Genomic DNA, 15,583 nt, shown 5'->3' with positions numbered 1-15,583 from the left:
GACGCCCAATCCGCGGTGCCGTCTGCGGCAGCGTATGCGGACCACGTAGAATCGGCCCCTGTTTCCGGCCGAACGATGGCAAACACAACCGATTGAGGCAGTGCGACGTGAGTTTCACCGACAGTACCGATGCACCGATCTACGCCGGACTCGTGGAAGAACACGGGGATGTACCGGCCGACGTGCGCCGGGTGGCTGAGGAGACGCTGCGCGAGGCCGAGCGGGCCATCGACTTCAGTGACGTGCACAGGGCCGCTGCCTACCGTTAGCAGTCGGGGACAGGCCTGGTGGGGGCGGAGCCGCCCCGGCGGCGAGGCGGTGGGCCCACGCGACCGGCGTACCCCTTCGAATCCGCGATCGCGCCCCGGCCGACGTTCTGATCACCCGCCTCGCAGCGGGGCGCGGCACCCTGCGCTCCGCTGCTGTCACGACGTCTCGCACTGCGGACCGGGCTCTCCCGTCGGAGCATGGAACGAACAGTCGCCGACGACATCGGGACGAAGGGATGCCGGATGGGTGGTGAACGGCATGAGCCGCCACCGGACGGCTTCGAGGCCGAGCTGGACCAGATCGACGCCCTGAACCATCTGGAGGCGCCCCGCCCCGGCCCCCCGGCCCCGAAGGCACCGGCCGACGGGACGGCGGAGGACGCCAGGCGCCGCGACTCCGGGCTGCTGTCCGCCGGGTCCGCCCTGGCCGAGGCCGACTCCGTCGAAGAGGCGCTGAAGCAGGTGGCCGCCCTCTACGCCCCGGATTTCCCGCTGGACGGACAGTGCGTGTTCGGCAGGGGCGAGGGAAAACTGAATGTTCTGGGGCAGTACGGCTTCCGGCCGGGGGGAGCCGACCGAGGGTTCCGGATGCCGTTGACGACCGGATATCCGGCCGCCGAGGTGGCCAGAACCGGTCGAGCCGTCTACCTGGCCTCCCAGGAGGAGTACCGTCGCCGTTTCCCGGCGACCTGGCACATCTCCGCCCGCAGGGGCCGCGAGGCGTGGGCCTTCGTGCCGCTCGTGACCGCCGGACGGATCACCGGAGTCTGGCTGACCGCCTTCCGCACGCCCATGGCGTTCACCGCCGCCGAGCGTGCCCTGCTGACCATGACCGGGCGGATGATCGCCCAGGTACTCGAACGGGCCCGGGCCGGCAGAGCCGAACTGGAACTCTCCCGTGGCCTGCGCCACAGCATGCGCACCGACGGACCGGCCCTGACCGGACTGAGTGTGGCGACGCGCTACGTGCCGACCGGCGGAGGGCTCATGGTCGGCGGGGACTGGTACGACAGCATCGACCTGCCCAACGGCCGCCTCGCCCTGGTCATCGGCGATGTCCAGGGACACGATGTGCACGCAGCCGGGCTGATGGCCCAGCTGCGTACTGCCGTGCACGCCTACGCCGCGGAGGGACACGGGCCGGACGCCGTACTGGCACGGGCCTCACGCTTCCTGACCACCCTCGACGAGGACCGATTCGCCACCTGCCTCTACATCGAGGCCGATCCCTCCACCGGCGACCTGCACATCGCGCGGGCCGGACATCCGCACCCGGTCCTGCGCACGCCGGACGGCACCTGTCTGATCAAGCACATCAGCGGCGGCCTGCCGCTGGGCCTGATGCCCGGCGAGGAGGACTACCCCGTCGACATCGTCCGCCTGCACGACGACGAGGTCCTGATGCTGTGCACGGACGGGCTGATCGAGAACGGCGGCCATGACATGTACACCGGCTGGGTCCGGGTGCGCGACGCCTTCTCGCCCGGCCCCGTCGAGGACCTCGAAGGGATGGCCGACCGGCTCATGTCGGCCGTGCTCAGCCCCGAACCCGGGAACCGGCAGGGTGACATCACACGCGACGGTGACGACATCGCCCTCCTGCTCCTGCGCCGGGACCCCGGACAGGTGCGAGCGGAGGTCAGCCGGCGTCGGCTGATGCTGACCGTGGGACAGGACCAGGGCGAGGGGCTCGCCGAGGCCCGGGCCGAACTGAAGGCGCTGCTGCATGACTGGGCGCGGCCGGACCAGGTGGACACCGCGGTGCTCCTGGCGACCGAACTCCTCGGCAACGTACTCGTCCACACCGACCAGGACGGCGCCCTCAACGCGTACGTCACCGGCGAGACCGGCCATCGCCGACTGCTCGTCGAGGTCATGGACCGCGGCGACGAACTGCCCCATCAGCGGACCCCCGGCGAACTCGCCTCGTCGGGCCGTGGCCTGATGCTGCTCGACATCCTGGCCGACCAGTGGGGCGTGCGCCCCGAACCCGAGGGCAAGACAGCCTGGTTCGCGCTCGCCGAAGCGCCGCCGGCGGATGCCGGCGACGCCGCCGTCGGCTGACCCCGACCCGTGGCGACACCGCCGCGGGACGACAATTCCCCGCCCCCTCAGGGGTACACAACGGCATGGTGTGAAATCCAGGAGTGATCGTGCGGATACTCTGGGTCACCTCCCGTTTGATCATCAGTACCCGAGGGGACCCCTGAATGCACCGCATGCGCACCGTATTTGCCGCACTCGGCATCACTGCCGGGCTGATCACGGCCCCCGCGGCCTCCGCCTCCGCGAAGCCGGAGAGCCCGAAGACCGACGCCACGGCCAGGCACGAGCCCTGTACCGGCGAGTTCCACGACGACGCGCGGCTCGGCCCGAAGTGGCTGCCCAACAGGAATCTGGCCCCGGTCGGCCCGCTCCTCAAGGGCTACCAGCGCACCGGCGCCCTGTCCCCGCAGGCCTTCCTCAAGAAGTACTGGGACGGGCCCGCCGACTCCGGCAGCTGGAAGTACCCGCCCAACGACGGATTCGGCGAGGTCAACGGCGAGATCGACAAGGAGCCCACGAAGCTGCGCCCCGGTCAGCGCCTGGACCGCTTCGGCTCCGAGTACGGCGGCTACCTGGCCCCGGCCGGTGACGCGTACGCGGAGCGCGCACTGCCCCCGCAGAACCTCAACACCCGTGACGCCGCCGTCGCCTGTGACTACCGCGTCTACAAGGTCGCCAAGCCGTTCTGGGTGTGGCAGGGCAGCATCGCCCCGTGGTTCGAGCAGCCCGGCGGAGGCCAGCAGATCAAGCTCGACGCCGTCTTCCTCGACCCGGGCGAGGGCCAGCGCCTGAACGTCAAGTGGCTACTGGAGCACGACTACCTCACCCCCGCGGGCGCGTAACCCCGCCGTGGACCGCCGGGAACTGCGAGCAGCGCTCAGCGCCGCGGGCGTGGCCGACGGCTACTACCGCATCGAGGGAGTCCACGAACCGGCCCCCACCCCGACCGACTTCCTGTTCATGAGGCAGGCGTCCGACGGGGAGTGGGAGACCGGGACGTACGAACGGGGCAGGTACGAGGCGATCGCCCGACACCCGGACGAAGCCGGAGCGTGCGCGCACCTGTTCCGGCTGCTCGTGCCCTAGGCAGACCCGGCACGGCCCGGTGGCGGAGCGGCCCGGTCAGCTTTCGCGACCGGGCCGCTGCGACACCACCGCGCCCAGCAGCAGCCCCGCGGCGATCGCCGTCATGAGCGTCACGAGTTCGGTGAGATCGCGGAACCCTTCGACGGTGTCGCCGCCGGCCAGTGCTGTCAGACCACGCATCCCCAGCGAACCGACCGTCAGCGTGAAGAAGCCCGGCAGTCCGAGAATGACGCGCGGCGGCTGATCCGGGCGGCGCGCGAGCCAGGTGGTGGCCCCGCCCAGCACGACGGCCGCGGCGAACGTGCCGCCCAGGTCACCGAGCAGCGCGGTGAAACCCGACTGGACCCCCACCGTCACGTACACCAGCACCAGCAGCCTGCCGAACATCCCCGCCGGCACGGCGAAGGCCGGCAGCACACCGACCGTGAAGACGATCCAGCCCATGAACAGCGCCCAGCGCGGCAGATCCCCCTGCGCGGCGACATCGAACAGGGCCTCGCGGGACCGGCCGGTGATGACCACCCCCAGGACCACCCCCACGTACAACTGGACGAGCAGCGCGACGGCGTGGACGAGCCGGATGGCACCCGTCGTGAGGTACCCGGCCGCGAGTTCGGCCGCCGCCGCGCTCAGATAGTCACCGGGCACGAAGAAGAACAGCGCCGGCAGCATGAGCAGGACCGGACCGCCGTGCGCGCCGGTCCGCGCGAACACCTCCAGCGTGAGCACCGAGACGGTCACCGCGACGATCAGCGGCAGCACCTTCGCCAGCCGCGGCAGCCGGTCGGCCGCGACGACGAGGCACGCGGCGACCGTCGCGAGGACCGCGGTGCTCCCCACCTCGTACCAGGTCGGCTGCATCAACGGCGCGAAGCCGACCGAGAACAGGACGATGCCGGTCAGCTTCGCCCACCAGGGATACGGGGGAGGGGATCCGGTGATCGAGGTGAGGCGGCGCCCGGCCTGCTCCAGGTCCAGCCGGCCGGCCGCCACCTCGTGCAGGAACGGTCTGAGCGCCGCCACCTGATCCATCCGGAAGACCTCGGGGAAGGCACGCACCACCACCGTGGAGCTCCTGCCGTGCGAGGTCACGGCGCCAGTGGCGGCGTCCGGGAGCAGGGCCAGGGACGCCGTGCCACCGAGCCCCCGGGCCGCCGCGGAGACGGACCGTTCGATCTGCTCGGCCCCCTCACCGCTGGAGCCGAGCATCAACCGGGTGAGCCGGCCGAGGAAGCCGGCCAGATCGTCGTGCCCGGTCTCCCGCACTACGTTCCGCAGACCCTCGGTCATCCCACTCTCCCCGCCACCGGACTCAGCGGTACGCCCGGGCGTACTCATGGAGGAACAAGGCCTCCACATGCGCCATGTGCTCGATCTCGCCGGGGTCCACGCTCTCGTTCGGGGCGTGGATGAGGCACTGCGGTTCCTCCACGCCCATCAGGATGATCTCGGCCGACGGATAGGCGTCCGCGAGGACGTTGCAGAGCGGGATGGACCCGCCCTGACCCAGAAACGTCATCGGTCTGCCGTACACCGCACGCATCGCCTCGCCGAGAGCCCCGTACGCGGCACCGTCCGTGGCCGCGCGGAACGGCGAGCCGGTGGACTCCGGCTCCACCTTCACCCGCACCCCCCACGGCGCCCGCTTCGTGAGGTGGCCGGTGAGCGCGGTCCGCGCGGCTTCCGCGTCGGTGCCGGGCGGGATCCGCAGACTGACCCGGGCCGCGGCGGTCGCCGGCACCGCGGCTGCCGAACCGACCACCGGCGGGCAGTCGATCCCGAGGACGGTGACGGCCGGGCGGGCCCACAGCCGGTCGGCGACGCTGCCGGTGCCGGTGAGCGGCACACCGTCGAGGACGCCCGCGTCAGCACGGAACTGCCGCTCGTCGTAGCCCGCGCCCTCCCAGCTGCCCGAGGCGTCCAGGCCGTCGACGCGCGTCGCACCCGACTCGGGGTCGCGCAGGGTGGAGAGCAGCTGGATCAGAGCCGCCAGCGCGTCAGGGGCGGGACCGCCGAACATGCCGGAGTGGATCTCGCCGGCCAGGGTGTCGACGGTCACGACGACATTGACGAGTCCACGCAGCGAGGTGGTGGCGGTCCCGACACCCACCGCCGCGTTCCCCGTGTCGCACACCAGCAGGGCGTCGGCCGTGAACAGGTCACGGTGCGCGTCGACGTACTGCTCCAGGCCCCCGGTGCCCTGCTCCTCCGAGCCCTCGGCCACGAACTTCAGCCCCACCGGGATGTCGTCGCCCAGCGCCCGCAGGGCGGTGAGGTGCATGACGATGTTGCCCTTGCAGTCGGCCGTGCCGCGCCCGTACCAGCGGCCGTCCCGTTCGGTCAGGGTGAACGGAGGCGTGGTCCACGCGTCGTCGTCCAGCGGGGGCTGCACGTCGTAGTGGCAGTAGAGCAGCACGGTCGGGGCGCCCGGCGGCGGCGGGCGGTGCCCGATCACCGCGTTGCTGCCGTCCGGCGTCTCGACGAGGTGTACGTCGTGCAGCCCGGCCTCGGTGAAGGCGTCGGCCACCCACTGAGCGGCCCGGCGGCACTCCTCGGGCGGGTACTGGCGAGGGTCGGCGACCGACGGGATGGAGACCAGCTCGGTCAGATCGGCCTGGGCACGGGGCATCAGCCCGGCGATGCGGCCCGCGAGTTCGTCGGTGGTCATCAGCGCCTCACAGTGTCGTCGGTCCTGAGGTCGTCGATCTTGCCCTGGATCCTGTGCAGCTTGTCCGGGCAGTAGATCTCCAGGATCTTGGCCTCGGCGCGGACCGCCTCGGTGTCCGCGATCACGGGACGCATGCCGGGGCCGGTGGCCCCGTTGCCCAGATTGATCTTCCACAGCGCGGTGTTGAGCGCGGAGCCGGGCTCGTCGCAGACCTGGCCGCCGTCGTTGCCCAGGGCGCGCTTGAGGGTGTTCACGTTCGGGCGGGGGAGCCCGGCATCCTCCGCCGCGTCGGCGAGCTGTTCGGCCTTCGCCGTCGCCTGGTTGTCGGTTGTGACGTTCTCGTACCGGATGACACCGACGACGGCGAGCGCCACCAGGAGCACGATCGCGCCGATGTACAGCCAGCGGTGTTCCGAGGCGAACCGGGTGGGGCTCATGATGCGGCCTCCTCACCGGTCGGGTCGGCCGCATTCGTACGCCAGCCGGGTTTGCGCAGTCTCAGGAACAGATACGGGACCAGCAGACCGAGGATGAGGAGACCGCTGCCGATGATCGCGACGTACACGCCGACGCTTCCGCCGCCGAACTGCGACGGCGGTACGAAGCCGATCGCCAGAGCCGCGACCGAGGCCAGCAGGCCGACCACGCACAGCAGGTTGAGCGCCGGGACGCGATAGCCGCGCGGGTGGTCCGGCTGTGTCTTCCGCAGCCGCATGGCCGCCACGAACATCAGCAGGTACACGATCAGATAGACCTGCGTGGTGATGGTGGAGAAGATCCAGTAGACGTTCGAGACGTTCGGGATCAGCGCGTACATCAGGGCGATGACGGTCGTCACCACACCCTGGGTGACCAGGATGTTCTGCTGGATCCCGTTCTTGTTGAGGCGCTGGAGGTAAGGCGGCAGGTAGCCCTCGCTGCGGGAGATCTCCAGCAGGCCCTTGGACGGTCCGGCCAGCCAGGTCAGCATGCCGCCGAGGGCCGCCGACACCAGCATCACCGCGGCGATCGGTGTCATCCAGCCGACGTGGAAGTGGGCGAAGAACGCGTCGAACGCCTGCATCACACCGGCCGTCAGGCTCAGTTGGTTCGCCGGCACCACCCAGCTGATCGCCAGCGCGGGCAGGATGAAGATCAGCAGCACGAGACCCATCGCCAGGAACATCGACTTCGGGTACTCCTTCGCCGGGTTCTTCAGCGAGGAGACGTGGACGGCGTTCATCTCCATGCCGGAGTACGACAGGAAGTTGTTGACGATAAGTACGAGGCTGGCGAGCCCGGCCCACTGGGGGAGCAGGTGCGAGGAGGTCATCGGTGCGGCGGAGCTGTTGCCCTGCCCGAGGAAGACCATGCCGAGCACGACCAGCACGGTGCCGGGGATCAGTGTTCCGATGACGAGGCCCCAGGACGAAAGCCCGGCCAGCGCCTTGGTGCCGCGCGAGGAGATCCAGACCCCGGTCCAGTAGAGCACCATGATCACGATCGCGGTGTAGATGCCGTTGGAGGCCAGGGCCGGATCGATGACGTAGGCGATGGTGGATGCCACGAACGCGAGCAGGCTCGGATAGTAGAAGATCGTCATCGCGAACTGGCACCACACAGCCAGGAATCCGAGCGGCTTCGACAGCCCCTCGCTCACCCAGCGGTACACACCACCCGGCCAGCCCGATGCCAGTTCGGCCGAGACCAGGGCGGTCGGGAGCAGGAACACGATCGCGGGGATGAGGTAGAGAAAAACACAGGCGAGCCCGTAGACGGCCATGGTTGGCGCCGCCCGCAGGCTCGCCACCGATGCCGTGGTCATCAGAGCCAGCGTCAGCCAGCTGAGTCGTGGTGCCGCCGGCCGGGTCCTGGCCACGGGTCGTGCCGCTTCCTTGGGCAGGTCAGTCGGCATGTCCATCGCGCTCATGCGTACCTCCGGTTGCAACGCCACAGATGCGGGGCGTTCGGGACGCCAGCTTCTTGTGGCCTGCGCCGAATCGCGCGCGGGGTCACCCGAATGGGTGGCCGGACGGCCATGGACGGGAGGGGGCGGCGTATCCCCCGCATGCAAGGGCTCCCCTCGCTTCCGTGAGGTGTTCCTGTCAGAACTGTTGACACCCCCTCCGGTGGCTGGCTTTATGAGCACCAAGCGTGGGAGCGCTCCCATGTCTGGTGCTCCCATGGGGCTGCGGTCCCGCCCCCCACCGACGTACGGAAGGGAATGTTCCGTTGCGCGCGCTCACTCTCCCCACCCTGCGAAGACGACGCCGACGGGCCGGAGACAGCCTGTCCGCGCACCGGTCCGCCCGCCCCGGAGCCATCGCGCTGGCACTCGCTCTTGGCGCCGGTCTGTTGCTTCCGCTGTCGCTGTCCGGCAACGCGACTGCCGCACCGGCCTTCGACTACGGCGAGGCGCTCCAGAAGTCGGTGCTGTTCTACGAGGCGCAGCAGTCCGGCACCCTCCCCGACAGCAACCGGGTCGGCTGGCGCGGCGGCTCGGCCCTCGACGACGGGAAGGACGTCGGCCTCGATCTGACGGGCGGCTGGTACGACGCCGGTGACCACGTCAAGTTCGGCCTGCCGATGGCCTTCTCCACCACCATGCTGGCCTGGGGAGGTGTCGAGCAGGAGGACGCGTACGCAGCCTCGGGCCAGCTTCCGTACCTGAGGAACAACCTCCGCTTCGTCAACGACTACTTCCTCAAGGCGCACCCGTCACCCCATGTCCTCTACGGGCAGGTGGGCAACGGCGGTGACGACCACAAGTGGTGGGGGCCGGCCGAGGTGATGCCGATGGCGCGGCCCGCCTACAGGATCGACGCCTCCTGTCCCGGTACCGACCTGGCCGGCCAGACGGCCGCGGCCCTGGCCTCGTCGTCGATGGTGTTCGCCGGCAGCGACCCGGCGTACGCCGCGAAGCTGGTCACCCACGCGAAGCAGTTGTACACCTTCGCCGACACCTACCGCGGCAAGTACAGCGACTGCATCACCGACGCGCAGGCGTACTACAACTCCTGGAGCGGGTACAACGACGAGCTGGTCTGGGGCGCGATCTGGCTCTACAAGGCCACCGGTGACACCGCGTACCTGGCCAAGGCCGAGTCGTACTACGACAACCTCTCGACCGAGCCGCAGAGCACCGTACGGTCCTACCGCTGGACGCTCTCCTGGGACGACAGCTCCTACGGGGCGTATGTGCTGCTCGCACAACTGACGGGGAAGCAGAAGTACGTCGACGACGCGAACCGCTGGCTGGACTGGTGGACGGTCGGCGTCAACGGGCAGCGGGTGGCCTACTCGCCCGGCGGCCAGGCCGTGCTGGACAGCTGGGGATCGCTGCGGTACGCGGCGAACACCGCCTATGTTGCGCTGAGTTACTCCGACTGGCTGACCACCGACACCACCCGCAAGACCCGCTACCACGACTTCGCGGTCCGTCAGATCGACTACGCGCTCGGCGACAACCCGCGCAAGTCGAGTTACGTGGTCGGCTTCGGCAGCAACCCGCCGACCGAGCCGCACCACCGCACCGCCCACGGCTCGTGGACCGACCAGATCACCAGCCCCGTGGAGAGCCGGCACACGCTGTACGGAGCGCTGGTCGGCGGGCCCGGTGCGGCGGACGACACGTACACCGACGACCGCTCCAACTACGTGAACAACGAGGTCGCCACCGACTACAACGCGGCCTTCACCGGGGCCCTGGCCCGGCTCTACGGCGAGTACGGCGGCGCCCCGCTCGCGGACTTCCCGCAGCAGGAGACACCGGACGGGCCCGAGATGTCCGTCCAGGCGTCGGTCAACGCGGCGGGCAGCAACTTCACCGAGATCAAGGCCTATCTGGTGAACCGGTCCGCATGGCCGGCGCGCGCCCTTACCGATGCGTCCGTGCGCTACTACTTCACCCTGGAACCGGGCGTCACGCCCGAACAGATCAGCTTCACCACGAACTACAACCAGTGCGGTGAGGTGACCGGCCCCACGCATGACGAGGGCGACGTCTACCACGTGACGGTGGACTGCTCCGGTACGGACATCGCGCCGGCCGGCCAGTCCGCGTACCGCAAGGAGGTGCAGTTCCGGATCACGTCGGCCGGCGCCTGGGACCCGTCGGACGACTGGTCCTACCCGTCGTCGGCCACGACCCCCGGCACCACACCGGTGGACGCGCCCCACATGGTGCTTCTGGAGGGTGCGGCGCCGCAGTGGGGGACCGCCCCGGGCGGCACGGAACCGACGCCCGACCCCGATCCGACCACGACACCCGGCCCGACGCCGACGCCCGATCCCACAGAGACGCCCGGCCCGGCCGGATCCTGCGCGGTCACATACCGGGTCAGTCAGTCCTGGGGCAGCGGATTCACGGCCGACGTCGCGGTGCGGAACACCGGAACGGCCCCGGTCGACGGGTGGCAGCTGGGCTTCGCCTTCGGCGGGGCCGAGACGGTCACCAACGCCTGGAACGCGACCGCGACCCAGTCCGGTTCCCGCGTGACGGTGAAGAACGCCGGGCACAACGCGGGCATACCGGTGGGCGGCAGCGTCTCCTTCGGGTTCCAGGCCACCGGTGCGCCGGCACAGGATCCGGCCCCCTTCACCCTCAACGGGACGGAGTGCGGCTGATCGACGAGGGGTGCTGACCGGCGCGGCCGGGACAGCACCCCTCGGGCCGTCACCCGGTGACCGTGCCGCTCAGCGCGTACGCAGGCGGGCGCGTTCCCGTCCACACCCCGGCCTCCGGGACGGCGGCCGCGTACCGGCCGCACACGCTCGCCGGGCAGTTTCTCGGAGCAGGGCCGCGGTGATCTGTGGTTGGCTGCGCCGAGACGGTACGGACGGAGAGAGTGGCGCATGGTGTTGAACGTGGATGGTCAGCGGTTCACCGTGACCCGCCGGGCAGGCAGTCCCGGGGTCTACGACTTCGACTGGGAATCCGGGCCGAACCCGGGATACGGATTCACGTCGGCCGTTCACGGGGCCGTAGCCATGGACCGGGCGCAGCTCGAGAACGCGGCCCGGGGGTTCCTGGAGCAGGTGGACCCGGCGACGGGCTACATCGAGGACTGAGATCCCCCTGCCGGCAGGCAGGCGTGGACGACCCCATGTTCATCGGTTCCGTCTCCGAAAGGGAGCGCGCATGAAGATCATCGACGCGAAGGTCGTCGTCACCGGCCCAGGACGCAACTTCGTCACCCTGAAGCTGACGACCGATGAAGGCGTCACCGGGCTGGGCGACGCCACACTCAACGGACGGGAGCTGGCTGTCGTCAGCTACCTCACCGACCACGTGGCGCCCCTGCTCACCGGCCTCGACCCGCACAGGATCGAGGACACCTGGCAGTACCTCTACCGCGGCGCCTACTGGCGGCGCGGGCCGGTGACCATGGCCGCGATCGCCGCCGTCGACGTGGCGCTGTGGGACATCAAGGCGAAGACCGCCGGCCTGCCGCTCTACCAGCTGCTGGGCGGCGCGAGCCGGGAGCGCATCGGCACCTACGGCCACGCCAACGGCCGCGACATCCCCGAACTCCTCGACTCCGTACGGGCCAGGCTCGCCGAGGGCTATCCAGCCGTCCGGATCCAGACGGGCATCCCCGGACTCAAGGCCGTGTACGGCGTGTACAGCAAGGATGACGACGGCACGGCGGTCGCCCACCAGCAGGCCCGCCCCCTGGTGGAGGACTGGGACACGGACGCGTACCTGCGTCACACTCCGGCCGTCTTCGAGGCGGTACGTGCGGAGTTCGGTGCCGAGCTGCCGCTGCTCCACGACGCACACCACCGGCTCACCCCGATCCAGGCGGCGCGGCTCGGCAAGGACCTGGAGCCGTTCCGGCCGTTCTGGCTGGAGGACTGCACCCCCGCCGAGAACCAGGAGGCGCTGCGTCTGGTCCGCCGCCACACCACCACGCCGCTGGCCGTCGGCGAGGTCTTCAACACCGTGTACGACTACCAGGCACTGATCACCGAGCAGCTGATCGACTACGCACGGTCGGCGGTCACCCACTTCGGCGGGGTCACGCCGCTGCGCAAACTCTTCGACTTCGCCGCCCAGTACCAGGTGAAGAGCGCCGTCCACGGGCCGGAGGACATCTCGCCGGTCGGGATGGCCGCGGCCGTCCACCTCGATCTCGCCGTTCACAACTTCGGCATCCAGGAGTACTCGGGCCACAGCCCTCTGACCGAGGAGGTGTTCCGGCACGCGTACACCTTCACCGACGGGTACCTGCATCCGGGCGAGGCACCGGGTATCGGTGTGGAGCTGGACGAGGAGGCGGCGGCCGCGCATCCGTACGTGCAGGCCTATCTTCCGGTCAACCGTCTCCGGGACGGCAGCGTTCACGACTGGTGAAGCCGCGTGGCGCCGCCGTCCGGCGGCGCCACGGCGGGCTTTGACCGGGCCGCCTACGGGTAGGCGGGCTGAAGGCCCGCGTAAACCCCTTCCCTGCCGATCAGTTCGTCGTGCGTCCCCACCTCGGCGATCCGGCCGCCCTTCATCGCCACGATGCGGTCGGCGCCCTGGATCGTGGAGAGCCGGTGGGCGACGACGAAGACCGTACGGCCGTGCACGAGCCGGGAGAGGGCTTCCTGCACGAGGGCCTCGGAGCGGTTGTCCAGCGCGGAGGTGGCCTCGTCGAGCACCAGCACCCTGGGGTCGCGGATCAGCGCCCGCGCGATGGCGAGTCGCTGCTTCTGGCCGCCCGAGAGCCGCGCTCCCCGCTCGCCGACGACCGTGTCGAGGCCGAGCGGCAGGTCCTTGACGAACTCCAGCGCGTTGGCGTCCGCCAGCGCCTGTATGAGCGTGGCTTCGTCCGTGTCTCCCATTCCGTACGTCACGTTGTCGCGGATGCTGCCCTCGAAGAGGATCGACTCCTGCGGCACCACGGACAGGAACCGCCGGTAGCTGCGCAGGTCGAGGCCCGCCATGTCGGTCCCGTCGAGCATGATGCGGCCCGACGTGGGCCGGATGAAGCCGATGAGGAGATTCAGGACGGTCGACTTGCCCGCGCCCGATGCGCCGACCAGCGCGATCGTCTCGCCCGGCCGTGCGGAGAGGGTGAACCCGTCGACCGCGGGGTCCGCGTCGTCGTAGGCGAAGCCGACGTTCTCGAAGTCGATCCGGCCGGTGACGTGGTCGACCTGCGCCTTGCCCGCGTTGTGTTCGAGGTCGGGTGCCTGGAGCACCTCACCCGCCGAACGCACCGACTCCAGCCCCTTGGTGAGGATGGGGGCCAGGCCCAGCAGCGTGGTCACGGAGCCGGTCAGGACGGTGAAGAAGGCGCTGAGCATGACGACGTCGCCGGGGGTGATGGGCATCCAGCCGTGGTAGGCGACCAGGGCGGACCCCGTCAGGCACAGGACGCCCAGCGTGTTGAGGATGACCCAGGCCAGCGATCCGAAGCGGCCGTTGATCACGTCCAGGCGCAGACCGGCCGCGAAGACCTGGCGCAGCGAACCGTCGACCCTGCCGAGCGCCGTGCGCTCCAGCCCGTGGGCGCGGGTGATGGGGATGAGCGTGGTCATCTCGCCGACGCGGGAGGAGAGCTGCTCGACCTCGCGCCGGAAGGACTCGTTGTGGCTCCGAAGCCGGGCGCGCAGTTTCATCACGAGGAGACCGGCCGCGGGCACCACGATCAGGAAGACGGGAAGGAAGGCGGGCACGCGCACGCCGATGACGACGAGACCGCCGACCAGCGTCACGACGGCACCGAGTCCCATGTCGGCGCTCTGCTGCATCATCTGCTCCACGGACTCCACGTCGCGGACCACCTTGGCCTGCAGGACGCTCGAACTGACCCGTGAGTGATAGCCGATGGACAACTGCTGCATCCGGCGGCAGAGTGCCGAGCGCAGTGTCGTGCCCATGCGGCGGATGCTGCCGCCGAGGCAGCGTACGTACCACTGGTGGAGCGGGTAGTTGATCACGAGGATGAACAACAGGACGCCGGTGGCCTTCCACAGCCTGGATTCCGGTCCGTGCTGGACGACCACGTCCAGGACCGTGGCGGTGATCAGGGGAAGCAGCCAGATAGGGCTGTGCTTCACGACGAAGAAGGCGACCGCGAGTGCCAGCCTCCCGCGGTCGGGCCGGAAGAGGTGGCCGAGAGTGCGGAACGGGTTCTCGCCGCGGTAACGGTGGTCGAGGTGGTCGAAGGGCGCCAGGGGTTCGGCGGAGGGTGGGGAAACCGCTTTCTGCATGGTGTCCATCCCACCCCGCTCCCGCGGTCCGGGGCAACCCCGTCCCACGGACGGGACACCGGGGCCCCGGGAGACCGCCATGGGGCCCGATGGGCCTCAGTGGACGCGGACTTCGTCCGGCTGGGGCCCGAGTGCCGGCTCCTCGCGGCGCGGTCGGCCCGCCGAGGCGATGACGCTGGTGACCAGGCCGGCCAGCAGACCCCAGAAGGCGGAGCCGATCCCCAGCAGCGTCAAGCCGGAGGCGGTGGCGAGAAACGTCACCACGGCCGCCTCCCTGGACGCCTTGTCGGCCAGTGCCGCGGACAGGGAGGCCTCGATGGTGGCGAGCAGACCGATCCCCGCGATCGCCAGGACGAGTTCCTGCGGCATCGCGGTGAGGAGCGAGGCGACGGTGGCGCCGAGGAGGCCGACGCAGAGGTAGAAGACGCCCGCCCACACGGCGGCGAGGAAGCGTCTGTCGCGGTCGGGGTGTGCCTCCTCGCCGGTGCAGATGGCGGCCGTGATCGCGGCCAGGTTGAGGCCGAACGCCCCGAAGGGCGCCAGGACGGCGTTGGCCGCGCCGGTCCACGTCATCAGCGGTGAGACCGGCACGTCGTAGCCGGCACCGCGGATCACGGCGACGCCGGGCAGGTTCTGCGAGGCCATCGTGACGACGAACAGGGGCGCACCGACGCTGACGAGGACCTTCCAGTCGAACTCCGGCGCGGTGAAGACCGGGGTGGCCAGGGCGAGCCGGACCTTGCCCAGCTGCCAGCCGCCGGTGAACACGGTGGCCACCACGCCCGCGGCGAGCGCCAGCAGCACCGCGTACCGGGGCAGCAGGCGCCGGCCCAGCAGGTAGAGCACGAACATGGGGAACGCGACCGCGAATCCGCCGTCCATCGTGCTGAAAAGACCTGTGCCGAACCGCAGCAGCACCCCGGCGAGCAGTGCGGCCGCCAGCGGCACCGGGATCCTGCCCATGAGACGGCTGAACCAGCCCGTCACACCGCTCACGAGGATGAGCAGGCCCGAGAAGACGAACGCCCCGACCGCCTGAGCCATCGGCACACCGCTCAGACCGGTCGTGAGCAGCGCGGCGCCCGGCGTCGACCAGGCGGTCACGACGGGCGCCCGGTAACGCAGCGACAGCCCGATGCAGGTGCAGGCCAGTCCGACACCGAGCGCCAGCATCCAGGAGGAGATCTCGCGCGAGTCCGCCCCCGCCGCCTGCGCGGCCGTGAAGACCAGCGCCGCCGAACTGGTGACCCCGACCATGACGGCGATCAGGCCGGCGACCACGGCCGAGGGCGGCGCGGCGGAGCGTATGCGGGTGATCGCGAACATGAGTGAG

At 70.2% G+C, this 15,583-nt stretch carries 13 protein-coding genes; 7 read left to right on the top strand and 6 right to left on the bottom strand.

All coding sequences use genetic code 11. From position 1 onward, the window contains the following. Positions 1-107 precede the first annotated feature (107 nt). From ACIOEW_RS17815 to ACIOEW_RS17800, 4 genes are all read left to right on the top strand, one after another. Positions 108-269, top strand: coding sequence for a hypothetical protein (locus tag ACIOEW_RS17815; RefSeq protein ID WP_362545962.1), 162 nt, complete (start codon positions 108-110; stop codon positions 267-269). A 198-nt stretch (positions 270-467) separates the two neighbouring features. After that, positions 468-2,333, top strand: coding sequence for a SpoIIE family protein phosphatase (locus ACIOEW_RS17810; protein WP_401964564.1), 1,866 nt, complete (start codon positions 468-470; stop codon positions 2,331-2,333). Between the two features lie 146 nt (positions 2,334-2,479). Further along, positions 2,480-3,157, top strand: a complete 678-nt coding sequence (locus tag ACIOEW_RS17805; RefSeq protein ID WP_362545964.1) for a TNT domain-containing protein — start codon at positions 2,480-2,482, stop codon at positions 3,155-3,157. Between the two features lie 7 nt (positions 3,158-3,164). Then, the gene (locus tag ACIOEW_RS17800) at positions 3,165-3,401 is read left to right on the top strand and encodes a hypothetical protein (RefSeq protein WP_401964563.1); all 237 of its coding nucleotides are present in this window, start codon (positions 3,165-3,167) and stop codon (positions 3,399-3,401) included. Between the two features lie 36 nt (positions 3,402-3,437). Here the strand turns inward: ACIOEW_RS17800 and ACIOEW_RS17795 are convergent, their stop codons facing one another. The 4 genes from ACIOEW_RS17795 to ACIOEW_RS17780 are packed head-to-tail and all read right to left on the bottom strand — an operon-like array spanning position 3,438 to position 7,978. Beyond that, positions 3,438-4,691 carry a threonine/serine exporter family protein gene (locus ACIOEW_RS17795; protein WP_401964562.1) on the bottom strand — a complete coding sequence of 418 codons (1,254 nt, stop codon included), beginning with the start codon at positions 4,689-4,691 and terminating at the stop codon, positions 3,438-3,440. Between the two features lie 22 nt (positions 4,692-4,713). Further along, positions 4,714-6,069 carry a dipeptidase gene (locus ACIOEW_RS17790; protein WP_401964561.1) on the bottom strand — a complete coding sequence of 452 codons (1,356 nt, stop codon included), beginning with the start codon at positions 6,067-6,069 and terminating at the stop codon, positions 4,714-4,716. Continuing rightward, the gene (locus ACIOEW_RS17785; protein WP_401964560.1) at positions 6,069-6,506 is read right to left on the bottom strand and encodes a hypothetical protein; all 438 of its coding nucleotides are present in this window, start codon (positions 6,504-6,506) and stop codon (positions 6,069-6,071) included. Before ACIOEW_RS17785 ends, ACIOEW_RS17790 begins: the two co-directional genes overlap by 1 nt. Then, positions 6,503-7,978: an APC family permease gene (locus ACIOEW_RS17780; protein WP_401964559.1), complete on the bottom strand. Its 1,476-nt coding sequence runs from the start codon at positions 7,976-7,978 to the stop codon at positions 6,503-6,505. The genes ACIOEW_RS17785 and ACIOEW_RS17780 overlap by 4 nt, the downstream gene beginning before the upstream one ends. Positions 7,979-8,280: 302 nt before the next feature. On the opposite strand from ACIOEW_RS17780, the gene ACIOEW_RS17775 reads away from it, so the two are divergent. The 3 genes from ACIOEW_RS17775 to manD all read left to right on the top strand — a co-directional run bounded on the left by ACIOEW_RS17775 (position 8,281) and on the right by manD (position 12,403). Further along, positions 8,281-10,674: a glycoside hydrolase family 9 protein gene (locus ACIOEW_RS17775; protein ID WP_401964558.1), complete on the top strand. Its 2,394-nt coding sequence runs from the start codon at positions 8,281-8,283 to the stop codon at positions 10,672-10,674. Positions 10,675-10,902: 228 nt separating this feature from the next. Next, the gene (locus ACIOEW_RS17770) at positions 10,903-11,118 is read left to right on the top strand and encodes a hypothetical protein (protein ID WP_362545987.1); all 216 of its coding nucleotides are present in this window, start codon (positions 10,903-10,905) and stop codon (positions 11,116-11,118) included. 70 nt (positions 11,119-11,188) lie between these two features. After that, the gene (manD, locus tag ACIOEW_RS17765) at positions 11,189-12,403 is read left to right on the top strand and encodes a D-mannonate dehydratase ManD (protein WP_401964557.1); all 1,215 of its coding nucleotides are present in this window, start codon (positions 11,189-11,191) and stop codon (positions 12,401-12,403) included. A 53-nt stretch (positions 12,404-12,456) separates the two neighbouring features. Here manD and ACIOEW_RS17760 read toward each other — a convergent pair whose 3' ends face one another. Further along, positions 12,457-14,250 carry an ABC transporter ATP-binding protein gene (locus tag ACIOEW_RS17760; RefSeq protein WP_401964961.1) on the bottom strand — a complete coding sequence of 598 codons (1,794 nt, stop codon included), beginning with the start codon at positions 14,248-14,250 and terminating at the stop codon, positions 12,457-12,459. A 96-nt stretch (positions 14,251-14,346) separates the two neighbouring features. Beyond that, positions 14,347-15,576 carry a benzoate/H(+) symporter BenE family transporter gene (locus tag ACIOEW_RS17755; protein WP_401964556.1) on the bottom strand — a complete coding sequence of 410 codons (1,230 nt, stop codon included), beginning with the start codon at positions 15,574-15,576 and terminating at the stop codon, positions 14,347-14,349. Between the last annotated feature and the right edge of the window lie 7 nt (positions 15,577-15,583).

Source organism: Streptomyces sp. NPDC087901, assembly GCF_044742205.1.
Classification (GTDB): Bacteria; Actinomycetota; Actinomycetes; order Streptomycetales; family Streptomycetaceae; genus Streptomyces.
Note: the sequence above shows the minus strand (reverse complement) of the source record. Positions and strands in the feature narration are given on the sequence as shown.